General features: G+C 71.4%; 12 protein-coding genes. 11 read left to right on the top strand and 1 reads right to left on the bottom strand.

Features of this window, described 5'->3' with window-relative positions:
- The first annotated feature begins 19 nt into the window (after positions 1-19).
- The 9 genes from RS86_RS05165 to RS86_RS05125 all read left to right on the top strand — a co-directional run bounded on the left by RS86_RS05165 (position 20) and on the right by RS86_RS05125 (position 7,531).
- Entirely contained in the window at positions 20-442 is a 423-nt protein-coding gene (locus RS86_RS05165; protein WP_045271149.1) for a hypothetical protein, read from the top strand.
- 1 nt (position 443) lies between these two features.
- Complete coding sequence (locus RS86_RS05160; RefSeq protein WP_045271148.1) at positions 444-848, top strand: phage holin family protein; 405 nt, start codon at positions 444-446, stop codon at positions 846-848.
- Positions 838-1,113 carry a hypothetical protein gene (locus tag RS86_RS05155; protein WP_045271147.1) on the top strand — a complete coding sequence of 92 codons (276 nt, stop codon included), beginning with the start codon at positions 838-840 and terminating at the stop codon, positions 1,111-1,113. Before RS86_RS05160 ends, RS86_RS05155 begins: the two co-directional genes overlap by 11 nt.
- Before the next feature lie 191 nt (positions 1,114-1,304).
- Positions 1,305-2,009 carry a hydrogen peroxide-dependent heme synthase gene (gene hemQ, locus RS86_RS05150; RefSeq protein ID WP_045271146.1) on the top strand — a complete coding sequence of 235 codons (705 nt, stop codon included), beginning with the start codon at positions 1,305-1,307 and terminating at the stop codon, positions 2,007-2,009.
- The gene (hemC, locus tag RS86_RS05145; RefSeq protein ID WP_045271145.1) at positions 2,006-3,037 is read left to right on the top strand and encodes a hydroxymethylbilane synthase; all 1,032 of its coding nucleotides are present in this window, start codon (positions 2,006-2,008) and stop codon (positions 3,035-3,037) included. The genes hemQ and hemC overlap by 4 nt, the downstream gene beginning before the upstream one ends.
- Positions 3,038-3,048: 11 nt before the next feature.
- The gene (locus RS86_RS05140) at positions 3,049-3,843 is read left to right on the top strand and encodes a uroporphyrinogen-III synthase (protein ID WP_374954858.1); all 795 of its coding nucleotides are present in this window, start codon (positions 3,049-3,051) and stop codon (positions 3,841-3,843) included.
- Positions 3,840-4,844 (top strand): porphobilinogen synthase, encoded by a 1,005-nt coding sequence (hemB, locus tag RS86_RS05135; RefSeq protein ID WP_200892752.1) that lies wholly within the window; start codon positions 3,840-3,842, stop codon positions 4,842-4,844. Before RS86_RS05140 ends, hemB begins: the two co-directional genes overlap by 4 nt.
- A 184-nt stretch (positions 4,845-5,028) precedes the next feature.
- The gene (hemL, locus tag RS86_RS05130; protein ID WP_045271143.1) at positions 5,029-6,351 is read left to right on the top strand and encodes a glutamate-1-semialdehyde 2,1-aminomutase; all 1,323 of its coding nucleotides are present in this window, start codon (positions 5,029-5,031) and stop codon (positions 6,349-6,351) included.
- 715 nt (positions 6,352-7,066) lie between these two features.
- The gene (locus tag RS86_RS05125) at positions 7,067-7,531 is read left to right on the top strand and encodes a hypothetical protein (RefSeq protein WP_045271142.1); all 465 of its coding nucleotides are present in this window, start codon (positions 7,067-7,069) and stop codon (positions 7,529-7,531) included.
- Between the two features lie 121 nt (positions 7,532-7,652).
- Here the strand turns inward: RS86_RS05125 and RS86_RS20730 are convergent, their stop codons facing one another.
- A complete protein-coding gene (locus tag RS86_RS20730; protein ID WP_200892751.1) occupies positions 7,653-10,193 on the bottom strand; it encodes an ATP-binding cassette domain-containing protein in 2,541 nt (846 codons plus the stop codon).
- 188 nt (positions 10,194-10,381) lie between these two features.
- Between RS86_RS20730 and RS86_RS05115 the strand changes: the two genes are divergently transcribed.
- Both RS86_RS05115 and RS86_RS05110 read left to right on the top strand, forming a co-directional pair.
- Entirely contained in the window at positions 10,382-11,497 is a 1,116-nt protein-coding gene (locus RS86_RS05115; protein ID WP_235281624.1) for an enoyl-CoA hydratase/isomerase family protein, read from the top strand.
- 209 nt (positions 11,498-11,706) lie between these two features.
- Complete coding sequence (locus RS86_RS05110; RefSeq protein ID WP_045271141.1) at positions 11,707-13,434, top strand: ABC transporter ATP-binding protein; 1,728 nt, start codon at positions 11,707-11,709, stop codon at positions 13,432-13,434.
- Positions 13,435-13,490 lie beyond the last annotated feature (56 nt).

The following is a 13,490-nucleotide window of genomic DNA, read 5'->3' as shown; positions in this document are numbered from 1 at the left end:
GCAATCGTGAGGAGACCCCATGAAGGGGAAGATCGGACTCGTCGTCGGACTCGGCGTCGGATACGTGCTGGGCACCCGTGCAGGGCGCGAGCGCTACGAGCAGATCAAGAAGCAGTGGCTCAAGGTCTGGCACCTCGATCCGGTGCAGGCGCAGGTGCACAAGGTGCAGGACTTCGCGAAGACCCAGGCTGCCGCCGTGCCTCAGGCGCTGTGGACCGGTGCGGTGAAGATCGTCAAGGCCGCGACGTCCGACGGCACGCCGGGTCAGCGCGTGGACTCCACCCTCGCGAGCGGCAAGACCGTCGCGGCCGAGGTCAAGCAGGCCGCGGAGGAGACTGTCGCGGCGGCGGAGGCGACTGTCGCGGCCGCCGAGGGCAAGGCGAAGCCCCGCACGGCGTCCGGCGCGAAGACCGCGACGAAGAAGCCTTCCGCAGGCGCCTGACATGGCCGGCAATTTCCGGGATCGCGCCGACGACAGCCTGCTGACGCTGCTCGGCGACCTCCCCGACCTCGTCAGCACCCTGGTCAAGGCCGAGATCGACGCGGCCAAGACCTGGATCTCGCGGACCGCGAAGGACGCCGGCATCGGCAGCGTCTGGTTCCTGGTCGCGCTGTTCTTCCTGTTCTGGACCGTGCCGGTCGTGCTCGTGTTCGCGATCGCCGGGCTCTCGTCGTGGTTCCCGGTGTGGCTCTCCGCGATCATCACGTTCGGGATCCTGCTGCTCGCGGTGCTCGTGTTCGCGCTGCTCGGGATCCTGAAGTTCCGCAAGGTCCTGCGCCGGGAGAACCCCGCGCAGGCCGTGGCCACCGACATCCGCATCGTGAAGGAGGCCGGCGATGGCCGTTGACCCGGTGAACATCCCGCGCACGGCGGTGCCGAACGGGATCGTCGATCCCGTCGCCTCGGCCCGTGCCGAGCTGAAGGCGGCGCTGCTCGCGATCGAGGAGAAGGGCAACGTGCCCCGCCGCCTCGAGAAGGCGACCGTCGAAGGCAAGGTCAAGCTGCGCTCGTTCGTGCGCCGCAACCCGGTCGGCGCCATCGCGGCGGTCGTCGGTGTCGCGGCGGTCGTCGGCGGCGTTGTCTGGGCGGTCGCCCGCAGCATCTCCCGCTGACCGCCGGCTCCCTACCTGACCGCGAGACTCCAACTCCGCGACGAGACTGCGTGCCTGATGCGCAGTCTCGTCGCCCAGTTGGAGTCTCGCGGTCATCCGGGGTGAGCGCGGTGACGGCGGATCCGGGCGTAGCGAGCCCCGGATCGGTCTCGCGGTCTGCACCTCATAGCCGGAGGGGGCAGACTGGATCCATGGCTGAAGCTGCAGAAACGCCCGTGCTCGCCGCCGACTCCGACGCCTCGCCCCAGGGTTTCACCCTGTGGGCAGTGTGGCGCCGCGACCCCTCCGCTCCCGTGGTCGAGTCCGACGCGACCGAGCTGGAGGACATCGTCCGTCTCATCGAGGACGGGGGGATCTCGATCCGCGGCTTCTACGACGTCTCCGGACTCAAGGCCGACGCCGACCTCATGGTGTGGCTGCACGGCCCCAGCCCCGAGGAGCTGCAGAAGGCCCTGCGACGCCTGCGCCGCACCGAGCTCCTGCGCACCCTGCTGCCGACCTGGAACGTGATGGGCGTGCACCGCGACGCGGAGTTCAACCGCGCGCACGTGCCCGGCTTCCTGCGCGGCGTCGATGCGAAGGACTGGCTCTGCCTGTACCCGTTCGTGCGCACGCCGGAGTGGTACCTGATCGAGGAGGACGAGCGCCGCCGCATGCTCGCCGAGCACGGCCGCAAGGGTGCCGCCTTCCGCGGGGTCATCGCCAACACCGTCGCCGCCTTCGCGCTGGGCGACTACGAATGGCTGCTGCCGCTCGAGGCGGACGACCCGACCGAGCTCGTGGACCTCATGCGCGACCTCCGCTACACCGACGCGCGCCGCTACGTGAAGGAGGAGGTGCCCTTCTACACCGGGCGCCGCCTGCGCCTCGAGGAGATCCCAGAGGTCCTGCAGTGACCGCTGCCGGCGACGTCATCCGCCTCGGCACCCGCCGCAGCGCTCTGGCCCAGGCTCAGTCCGGTCATGTGGCGAAGGCGCTCGAGGCGGTCTCGGGACGCCGGGTCGAGCTCGTCCCCATCACGAGCGAGGGCGACACCAACCGCGCCTCGCTCAGCGAGATCGGCGGGCAGGGCGTGTTCGCCACGGCTCTCCGCGATGCGCTGCGACGGGGCGAGTGCGACATCCTCGTGCACTCCCTGAAGGACCTGCCCACGCAGGTGCCGGACGACCTCGTCATCGCCGCGATCCCGGCGCGCGCCGACGCCCGCGACGTGGCCGTCACCCGCGACGGCACGCCGCTGCACGAACTGAAGACCGGATCCGCGATCGGCACGGGATCCCCTCGCCGCATCGCGCAGGTGCACGTCCGCAACCCGCGCCTGCACACGGCGGATCTGCGCGGCAACGTCGACTCCCGGCTGCAGCGCGTCGCATCGGGCGAGCTCGACGCCGTGATCCTCGCCGCCGCCGGACTCAGCAGACTCGACGGCGACCCGCTCGGAGAGCTGAAGGCGGAGCCGCTCGGACTCGCCGAGTGGCCGACCGCACCGGGACAGGGCGCGCTCGCCGTGGAGACGACCGCCGACGCCCCGGCGGAGTTGCTCGCCGCGCTCGCCGCCCTCGACGACGAGGCCACCCGCATCGCCGTCACGGCCGAGCGGGCGGTGCTGGAGGGCCTCGACTCCGGCTGCCAGGCGCCGATGGCCGCGCACGCCGAGATCATCGACGGGGACCTGCGCGTGCGGGCCGTGGTCTACGCCCCGCGCGACGGCTGGCGGATCGGGATCGACGTCACGGAGCCGCTGCATCCAGACTCCGTGAAGGCGGGCGCACCGGGCGAGGAGTATATTCATCCCAACGGCAGTGGCAACGGTGCGGACTCTGCCGATGGTGCAGACCCGATCAGCGCATCACGCGCGATCGGGTTGTCTGTTGCCCATCGGCTGCTCGAACGTGGGGCGGCTGACCTCCTTCCGCGCCCCTGAATCCGATGATGATGACTGAATCGAAGCAAGAGGCCAAGCCGTTGACCGGTTGGCGCGTGCTCGTGCCGCGCGGAGGACCGTGGGGCGACGGCGTCGCCGCGAGCCTGCGCGCGCAGGGGGCGGTGCCCGTCGTGGCCCCCCTGATCAACTTCGCGCCGACGAACGACCAGGCCGCCCTCGACGACGCCCTCGCGAAGCTCTCGGCCGGAGAGTTCGACTGGCTCACCATCACGAGCGCGACCACGGTCGATGTGCTCTTCGCGCATCGTGCCGAGATCCCCGCCTCCACGAAGATCGCCGCCGTGGGGGAGACCACGGCCGCGGCGCTCGCGGCGGTCGGCTACCACGTCGACCTCGTCCCTGAGGACGACAACTCCGCCGAGGGCATGGCCGGGCAGCTCATCGCGCTCGAGCCGGAGCCGAAGCGGATCCTGACCCTGCGCAGCGAGATCGCCAAGCCGCTGTTGACGAGGTCGCTGATCAAGGCCGGCCACGACGTGTCCAGCGTGGTCGCCTACCGCACGGTCGGCGTGCCGGTGACCGAGCGGATCATGCGCGACGTGCAGAACGGGCGGATCAACGCGATCCTCGTCACGAGCGGATCCGTCGCGGAGCAGGTGCGCGAGCAGTTCCCGGACATCCCCGACTCCACGCTGCTCGCAGCGATCGGCCCTCGTACCGCGAAGGACGCCAAGAAGGCGGGTCTTCCGATCACCGTGGTCGCCGACAAGCAGACCGTCGACGCTCTCATCGACGCGGTCTCGCAGTTCACCCTTCCGCACGCAGCCGACGAGTTCGCCCCGTGACCGGCGGACTCGGCGCCTCGGCCGGCTTCCCCGACATCCGCCCCCGCCGGGTGCGGCAGTCCGTGGCGGTGCGCTCGCTGGCACGGGAGACGGACCTGCTTCCGCGCCATCTCGTGCTCCCGGCGTTCGTGCGCGAGGGGCTGACGGATCCGGTGCCGATCGGATCCATGCCCGGCGTCGTGCAGCACTCGCTCGACTCCCTGCGCCGTGCCGCCGTCGAGGCGGCCGAGGCCGGCGTCACCGGCATCATGCTCTTCGGCGTGCCCGCCGTGCACGACGCCGTCGGATCCGGTGCGGATGATCCGGACGGGATCCTCAACGTCGCCACCGCCGCGCTGGCCGCCGAGGTCGGAGACGCGCTCGTCGTGCAGACCGACCTGTGCCTGGACGAGTTCACCGACCACGGCCACTGCGGTGTGCTCGCGGCCGATGGATCCGTCGACAACGACGCGACCCTGGAGCGGTACGTCGCCATGGCGCTCGCGCAGGCGCGTGCCGGGTCGCAGCTGCTGGGCCTGAGCGGCATGATGGACGGCCAGGTCGCTGCGGTGCGCCATGCGCTCGACGCGGAGGGCTTCCAGGGCGTGCTGCTGCTCGGCTACGCGGCGAAGTACGCGAGCGCGTTCTACGGCCCGTTCCGCGAGGCTGTCGACTCCCAGCTGCAGGGCGACCGGCGCACCTACCAGCTCGACCCGGGCAACCGGCGCGAGGGCGTGCGCGAGGCGCTCCTGGACGAGGCCGAGGGTGCTGACGTCGTCATGGTCAAGCCCGCGATGGCGTTCCTCGACGTGATGCGCGAAGTGCGCGACGCCGTGCGGGTGCCCGTGTGGGCCTATCAGGTGTCGGGCGAGTACGCGATGATCGAGGCCGCCGCGCAGAACGGCTGGCTCGATCGCGAGCGCACGATCCTGGAGTCCCTGCTGTCGATCCGCCGCGCCGGCGCCGACACCGTGCTGACCTACTGGGCGACCGAGGCCGCCCGCTGGCTCGCCCGCGGCTGAGTTCCTCCCCGGGTCGTTGAGCGCCCTTCGTCTCACTCCGCTCGCTCCGGAACCGGACGGCGAAGCCGACCGAGACGAGACGTGGCGCCCTCGCGAGCGTGCGCCGTTCCCTCGCCGGCTTCACGCGCATTCGCTCGAACCCGCCGAGCAGGAACGGCACAGCGACCTCCGGGAGAATGGATCCATGACCGACCGCAATGACGACCTGTTCGACGCCGCCCGTGCCGTGATCCCCGGCGGGGTGAACTCGCCCGTGCGCGCCTACGGGTCGGTCGGCGGCACGCCGCGGTTCCTCGCGAGCGCTTCCGGCGCCACGGTCACCGATGCGGCCGGCGCGACCTACCTCGACCTCGTCGCGTCCTGGGGTCCCGCCCTGCTCGGGCACGCGCATCCCGAGGTCGTCGCGGCCGTGCAGGAGTCGGCGACCCATGGTCTGTCCTTCGGCGCCCCGACCGAGGGTGAGGTCGAGCTCGCGACCCTCATCGCCGACCGCGTGCGGCATGGCGACGCCCGCCCCGTCGAGCGCGTGCGGCTGGTCTCCACGGGCACCGAGGCGACCATGACCGCGATCCGGCTCGCCCGCGGCGTGACCGGACGCGACCTCCTCGTGAAGTTCGCCGGGCACTACCACGGTCACTCGGACGGCCTGCTGGCCGCGGCCGGCTCCGGCGTCGCGACCCTCGCCCTGCCCGGATCCGCGGGCGTCCCCGCCCCGATCGCGGCGCAGACGCTCGTCATCGACTACAACTCCCCGGAGGCGCTCGCGGCGGTGTTCGCCGAGCACGGCGACCGGATCGCGGCCGTGATCGTCGAAGCCTCCGCGGCGAACATGGGCGTGGTCGCACCGCAGCCCGGATTCAACCGCCTCATCGCCGAGACCGCGCATGCGCACGGCGCCCTCATGATCCTCGACGAGGTGCTCACCGGTTTCCGCGTGCACCCGGCCGGATTCTGGGGCCTGCAGCAGGCCGCGGGCGAGGAGTACCTGCCCGACATCATCACGTTCGGCAAGGTCGTGGGCGGCGGCATGCCGCTCGCCGCGCTCGGCGGCCGTGCCGAGGTCATGGACCAGCTGGCGCCGACCGGGCCGGTCTACCAGGCCGGCACGCTGAGCGGGAACCCGCTCTCGGTCGCCGCGGGCCTGGCGACCCTGCGCCTCGCGACGCCCGAGGTGTACGCGCGGATCGACGCCGCGGCCGCCCGGCTGTCGGACGCTCTCGACCAGGCGCTGGCGGATGCCGGGGTCGCGCACGCGGTGCCGCGCGCGGGCAACCTGTTCGGCGTGGTCTTCGCGTCGGAGGCCCCGCGCGACTACGCCGCGGCGCAGGCGCAGCAGGTGTTCCGGTACGCCCCGTTCTTCCACGCGATGCGCGAGCAGGGCGTGGCGCTGCCGCCGAGCGTGTTCGAGGCCTGGTTCCTCACGGCCGCCCACGGAGACGCCGAGCTCACGGCGATCGAGGCGGCGCTGCCCGCCGCCGCCGAGGCCGCGGCCCGCGCGACGGCCTGACGGCCTGACGGCCTGACGGCCTGACGGCCTGACGGCCGATTCGGGGCGCTCTCTCACGTTTTGGGGCGCACCCCGCCGGGATTCCCGGGTGAGACGCGCCCCAAAACGGAGGGATACGCCCCAAATCCGCACTGGACCCACCGGCCAGATCTGGCCGGACCCGGGCCCACCATGGTCGGATCCAGGTCGTCCGACGGTGGCGGAGCCGGTTTGGGGCGCTCTCTCACATTTTGGGGCGCCCCCTGCCGGGAATCCGGGTCGTGACGCGCCCCAAAACGCGCAGGCGCGCCCCGAAGTCCGCGCCCCGGTACAGGCCGCCGCTCGTCGACGGGAACCCCAACTGCGAGCCCCCCGACCGGGTTCGGGCCTACGAGACCCCGACCGGGGCCGGCCCCGTCCCGGCTGCTCCTTGCCTCGTTTGGGGCGCATTTCGATGTTTTGGGGCGTACCCCGCCAAGAATCCGGGTCGTGACGCGCCCCAAAACGTGCGGACGCGCCCCAAACGGACCGCCAAACGGACCCCCGAACCGCCCCTCGAACGGACCGCCGATCCGACTCCGAACCGACTCCGATCCGCACTCGAACCGACCCCGAACCGCACATCCGACGGCGCCCCCGCCGACCGTCGCACTTGTCGGACTTCGCCAGCGGGATCGTTGCCGTCCTGTGAGGTGCCTCGCGGGCGGATTCGGGGCGGCGCTGGCAGACTGGGGGGATGGTGACGCTGCTGCTGGATCGGACCCGCCTCGAGGTGGAGCTCTCTCCGCTCGAGCGCGCCGTCTCGTTCCGCCGCGACAACCTGCACATCGCCCGCGAGGCGATCGTCAAGGTGCAGCTCACCGACGACGCCTGGACGTGGTTGCGCGGAGTCGGCAGCCCCGGCACGCATGTGCCCCTCGTGCTCGCTGCCGGCACCTGGAAGTCGGCCAACGGCGACGACTTCGTGCTCATCCGCCGGCACAAGCCGAGCGTCGTGATCGATCTCGAGGGCGCGGAGTTCCAGCGTCTCGTGCTCACCACGCGGCACGGGCTGGCGCTCGCTCAGGCGCTGCGCCTCGATGCGAGCTCCGAGCTCGCCGAGGTGACCGACATCGCCGCGACCGGCGCGATCCCCGTCGCAGAGCCCTCCGGAACCCCCGGGCGCGGACGCAGGCGCAAGCCCTCGCCCCGCCCCGCCTGACCGCGCGGAGCGGCTCCGGCTGAGCCCCGCGGCGACGTCCGCATCCGGCTCGACGACGTCTGAACGCCGGAGCGGCGACCGTCCTCAGACGATCGCCGCTCCGTTCGGACGCGTTCTCGCGTCAGTGCCCGTGGTGCTCCCCGTGGTTGTCGCCCTCGTGGTGCTCGCTGTCCTGGCCCTGCTCCTGCGGGGCCTCCTCGTCGTGCTGCTCGTCCGACGAGGAAGACGCGTCGTGCCCGGCGGGCTCGCCGCCGTTCTCGTCGCTGGGGCCGGGTGTGTACGAGGGGGCGTCGTCCGTGAAGAACGCGCGTGCGGCCGCGGCGAGCGATGCGCTGACGGCGGCGGCGCGGGGATCGTCGTCCTGGTGGATCTCGCCCTGCGTCACGTCCTCGAGGTCGTCGTCCTCATCGGGCGTCTCGTCAAGAATGACCTGGATCTCCTGGGTTCGTCCGTCGGCGAGGGCCGCGAAGATCTCGATACCGGCGATCTCAGTGGTCTCGGTGCTCGGCTCGGGGGTGGCGAACTCGCCCTCGGCGGCCGGCGTCGTGATGATGGTCGTCGCCGCCGTGGGGGCGTCGTCGATGTCGTCATCGCTGTGCTCGGCGCCCTCGTCCTGCGGGCCTGCGCCCTCGCCCGCTGCGTCGCCCTCGTTCTCCGCAGCGACGTCCTTCGCCTCGTCCGAGGTCTGAGCGTCCGACGGCACGCCGGTGATCAGGTCGTCGAACGACACCGGCGCCGCGTCCGGAATGGTCAGGGCGGCGGTCTCGAAGGATCCGAGCGCGGCGCCGTCCTCATCCGCCTCACGATCGGCGGCGTGGGTGAGCGGGGCGTCCTGCGCCTCAGCGTCGGCGGGGTGCTCGGAATCCTCTGCACCCTCGTGGTGCGCCTCGCCCGGCGTGTAGTCCGCGACGATGGGGGCGGTCAGCGCGACCCCCGCGGCGATCGCGCCGTCGTCGTGCGCATCCTCGGACGAGTCATCGGACTCGTCGGCCGAATCCGCCGCGTCGCCGGAATCAGCGCCGGCCTCGGTCCCCGCCTCGTCCCCGGCCTCTGCCTCGGTCGCTTCAGCGGGGGACTGCTCGGTCTCGGACTCCTCCGGCTCGGCGTCATCCGCCGCTGCTTCGGCGTCCGCGCCCTCGTCGAGCCCGGGGGTGCCCTCCGCGGATCCGTCCTCGTCAGAGGCATCCTCGTCGGAGTCGGAGTCGGAGTCGGAGTCGGAGTCGGAGTCGGAGTCGGACGATTCCGCTCCTTCGGTGACGTCCTCGTCGGAGGCCTCAGCCTCGTCGCCGGAAGCGTCCCCATCCTGGCCCTCGGCAGCGCCATCCGCGCCAGCGTCAGTGCCGTCGGCGACCTCAGCGTCCTCGGGCGAACCCTCGGCGTCCTCCGACTCGGAATCGTCCGCGGATCCGGATCCCTCGGTCGATGAGTCCTCCGCGCTGGTAGCGCCCTCGGACTCGTCCGTGGCGGACTGCGCGGCGGCGAACTCGGCGGCTTCGCGGCGCGTGGTCGGAATCGCGACGGTGCCCTCGGCCGGGGCTGCTTCCGCCGCGGCGCCGAAGAGGCCGGCCACGCCGGCGCTCGCGGCGGCCACGACCGGCACCGCTGCTGCGGCGCCGAAGAGGCCCGCGGTCGGAACGTGCTCGGCGTCGGCCGGAGCGCCCTCGCCCGAAGTCCCGCCCTCCGTCGCACCCGGCTCAGCGCCGGCCTCAGGCTCCGCAGCGGCGACCGCGGGAGCGCCGACGACCGGGATCGAGCCCGTGAGGGGGTCGCGACGGCCGTGCACGAGGTCGAGGAAGACCTCCTCCAGGCTCGGTCCGCGCTGCAGCAGCGTGGTGAGCGCGAGCCCCGCGGAGGCGGCGACGGCGCCGACCGCCGCAGCGTCGGTGTTGTGCACGGTCAGGCCAGACCGCAGCACGTCGAAGGTCAGTCCGGCGTTCTGCAGGGCGGTGGCGAGGGCCGTGCGGTCGTCGGCGTCGACGACGACCGATCCGGTGGTCGGATCCGAGAGCTTGCCGATGCTGTCCGCATAGACCAGGCGGCCCTTGGAGAGCACCAGCACGTTGTCGGCGATCTGCTCGATCTCGCTCAGCACGTGCGACGAGACCAGCACCGTGCGGCCCTCGTCGGCGAGGCGGCGCATGAGCAGGCGCATCCAGCGGATGCCCTCGGGATCGAGGCCGTTCGCGGGCTCGTCGAGCACGAGCGCTCCGGGGTCGCCGAGCAGGGCGCCGGCGACGCTGAGGCGCTGCCGCATGCCGAGCGAGTAAGCGCCGATGCGCGTCTCGGTCTCGTTCTGCAGGCCCACGAGGGCGAGCACCTCGTCCACGCGGGAGAGCGGGATCCCGTTCGCCTTCGCGGCGATCGACAGCTGGCGCGGGGCCGTGCGGCGGGGCCGGTAGACGGCCTCCTCGAGCACGGATCCGACGGTGCGCAGCGGGTGGCGCAGCTCGGCGTGCGCGACGCCGCCGATGGTCGCGGTGCCCGAGGTCGGGCGGATCTGGCCGAGCATCATCCGCAGCGACGTCGTCTTGCCGGCGCCGTTCGGCCCGAGGAACGCGGTCACCGCCCCCGGCTCGATACGGGCGGAGAGGTCGTCGACAGCGGTGAGAACGCCGAAGCGCTTCGTCGCATGCGAGAACTCGAGCACTTGTCCGTCGGTCATCCGCGGCCTCTCATAGATACAGCAGTACCCCTCTATCTTGTCGGATGCGACCTGAAAATGCTCGTTGATCCGGGGCATTCCGCGCAATGCGAGGGCCTTCGCGTGCTCGGCGCGAAGGCGGATGCGCGCTGCGTCCCTCCGGCCGCCGACGGCTCGGGGGGAGCACCGCGCGGGGTAACGTGGCATCCGTGAGCATCGTCGAAGACGCCCAGGGATCCGCCGCCGCAGACGCCGAGGTGCTCGTGCGCACCGAGGGGGCGCTGGGCTGGATCACGCTGAACCGCCCGAGGGCGCTCAACGCGCTGAACGTCGGGATGATCGGCGCGGTGCATGCGGCCCTCGACACCTGGCGCGACGACAGCGACATCGAGATCGTCTACATCGACGGTGCGGGGGACCGCGGCCTGTGCGCGGGCGGCGACGTGCGCGAGCTGCACCGGCAGATCACCGCGGGACGCAGCGCGGACACGGTGGAGTTCTTCCGTGAGGAGTACGCGATGAACGCCGCGATCGCGGAGTACCCCAAGACCGTCGTCGCGATCGCCGACGGCATCACGATGGGCGGCGGCATCGGCGTCGCGGGGCATGCCGCGATCCGCGTGGTCACGGAGCGCTCGCAGCTCGCGATGCCCGAGGTGAAGATCGGCTTCACGCCGGATGTCGGCGGCACGTGGCTGCTCGGCCACGCGCCCGGTCGCCTGGGCGAGTTCCTGGCGCTCACTGCGGGGACCATGAACGGATCCGATGCGCTCTACGCCGGGTTCGCCGACTTCTACGTCCCGTCCGAGCGTCTCGAGGCGCTGCGCGACGCGCTCGCGCACCGGGCGGATCCGACCGGGCCGAGCGAGATCGTCATGCTCTTCGACGAGACGCCGGATCCTTCGCCGCTGTCCGCGCAGCAGGGCTGGATCGACGAGGCCTTCTCCGCCGACACCGTGCCGGAGATCGCGGCCCGTCTGCGCGCGAACCCGGCCCCGGAGATCGCCGACGGAGCCGGCCCCGAGCCCACGCCGGCGGACACCGCCGACCTGCTCGAGTCGCTGGCCCCGACGGCGCTCGTGGTCACGCTCGACGCCGTGCGCGAGGCCCGGGGGATGGACTCCGTGCGCGACGCCCTGGCGGGGGAGTACCGCCGGGTGCTCTGGTTCGTGCACAACCACCCTGACCTCGTGGAGGGGATCCGCGCGCAGCTCGTGGACAAGGACCGCGATCCGCACTGGGATCCGCAGACCCTCGCAGACCTCGCGCCTGATGCCTCCGCCGAGGCGCGCGACTACGTGCCGCCGGTTCCGCTCTGGGCGTAGCGAACCTTCCGCAGGGTGTCCCGGTTTCTTAACCGGATCCGCAAATCTCGGCGCGAGCAGGGATTCGTTTCGCCCTCAGCGAAGATCTGAGCCGATCCTCCTCAAGGGGGATGTGAATGTCGGTGCCGCGTGGCAGGGTGATTCGTGGTCGATTCTCGACTTCTTCCGCTTCCCCTCGGGAAGTCCGCTCCCACAAGGAAAGTCCGCCTGTGCTCGGAAAGATCCTCTTCCGCTATCTGAAGCGTTATAAGTGGCTGCTGCTCGGCGTCCTGGTGTTCCAGTTCGGCAGCGCCTTCGCCGCGCTCTACCTGCCGCGCCTCAACGCAGACATCATCGACAAGGGCGTCGCCAACGCCGACACCGCCTACATCTGGTCGCACGGCGGGCTCATGCTCGCGGTCTCGCTCGGCCAGATCATCGCCTCCGTCATCGCGACCTACTTCGCTGCGCGCGCGGCGATGAGCCTCGGCCGCGACATCCGCGCCGACGTGTTCGCCCGCGTGAGCGGCTTCTCCGAGCGCGAGGTCTCGCAGTTCGGCGCCGGCTCGCTGATCACCCGCAACACGAATGACGTGCAGCAGGTGCAGATGCTGGCGATGATGGGCTCGACGATGTTCATCACCGCCCCGCTGCTCGCGATCGGCGGCATCATCATGGCGCTGCAGACCAACCTGGGTCTGAGCTGGCTCATCGCCGTCTCGGTGCCAGCGCTGCTCATCGTCGCCGGCATCATCATCGGCCGCATGGTCCCGCTGTTCCGCAGCTACCAGGGCAAGCTCGACAACGTCAACCGCATCATGCGCGAGCAGCTCACCGGCGTCCGCGTGGTGCGCGCGTTCGTGCGCGAGCGCATCGAGGAGGAGCGCTTCCGCGGCGCCAACACCGACATCATGGTCGTCGGCCGCAACGTCGGTTCGCTCTTCGTCCTGCTCTTCCCGCTGTTCATGCTGATCCTGAACGTCACCATCGTGGGCGTGATCTGGTTCGGCGGCATCGAGGTGAACAACGGCACGGTCGAGGTCGGCACGCTGTTCGCATTCATGCAGTACATCGGTCAGATCATGATGGGCATCATCATGTCCAGCTTCATGGCCATGATGATCCCGCGCGCCGCGGTCTCCGCCGAGCGCGTCGGCGAGGTGCTGGACGCCGAGCAGAGCATGACCCGCCCGGAGAACGGCGTTAAGACCTTCCCGATCCCGGGATCCGTGGCCTTCGACGACGTCTCCTTCACGTACCCCGGCGCCGAGTCGCCGGTGCTGCACGGGATCAGCTTCGCGGCGGAGCCCGGCGAGACCGTCGCGATCGTCGGATCCACCGGCGCGGGCAAGACGACCCTGATCTCGCTCATCCCCCGACTGTTCGACGTCACGGGCGGCTCCGCCTCCGTCGGCGGCACGGACGTGCGCCAGGCCGATGTCGATGTGCTCTGGAAGAGCATCGGACTCGTGCCGCAGCGTCCGTTCCTGTTCAGCGGAACGATCGCCTCCAACCTGCGCTACGGGCGCGAGGAGGCCACCGACGAGGAGCTGTGGGCCGCGCTCGACATCGCGCAGGCGAGGGACTTCGTGTCGGAGATGCCCGACGGGCTGGACTCCAGCATCGCGCAGGGCGGGACGAACGTGTCCGGCGGCCAGCGCCAGCGGCTCGCGATCGCCCGTGCGATCCTCCACCAGCCCGAGATCCTCGTCTTCGACGACTCGTTCTCGGCGCTCGACCTCACCACCGACGCCCGGCTGCGCCAGGCGCTGTGGCGGGAACTGCCGCACGTGACCAAGATCGTCGTCGCGCAGCGCGTCTCGACCATCACCGACGCCGACCGCATCGTCGTCCTCGAGGGCGGCACCATGGTCGCCGTCGGCACGCACGAGCAGCTGCTGGAGACGAGCGACACCTATAGAGAGATCGTCGAGTCGCAGCTGGGGGTGGACGCATGAGCGACAACGTGGACAAGAAGGCCGCACGCGCAGAGCGCATCCAGGCCCGCCGGGCG

The organism is Microbacterium azadirachtae, from assembly GCF_000956505.1.
In the GTDB taxonomy this organism is placed as follows: domain Bacteria; phylum Actinomycetota; class Actinomycetes; order Actinomycetales; family Microbacteriaceae; genus Microbacterium; species Microbacterium azadirachtae_A.
This window is presented reverse-complemented; position numbering and strand designations above follow the sequence as displayed.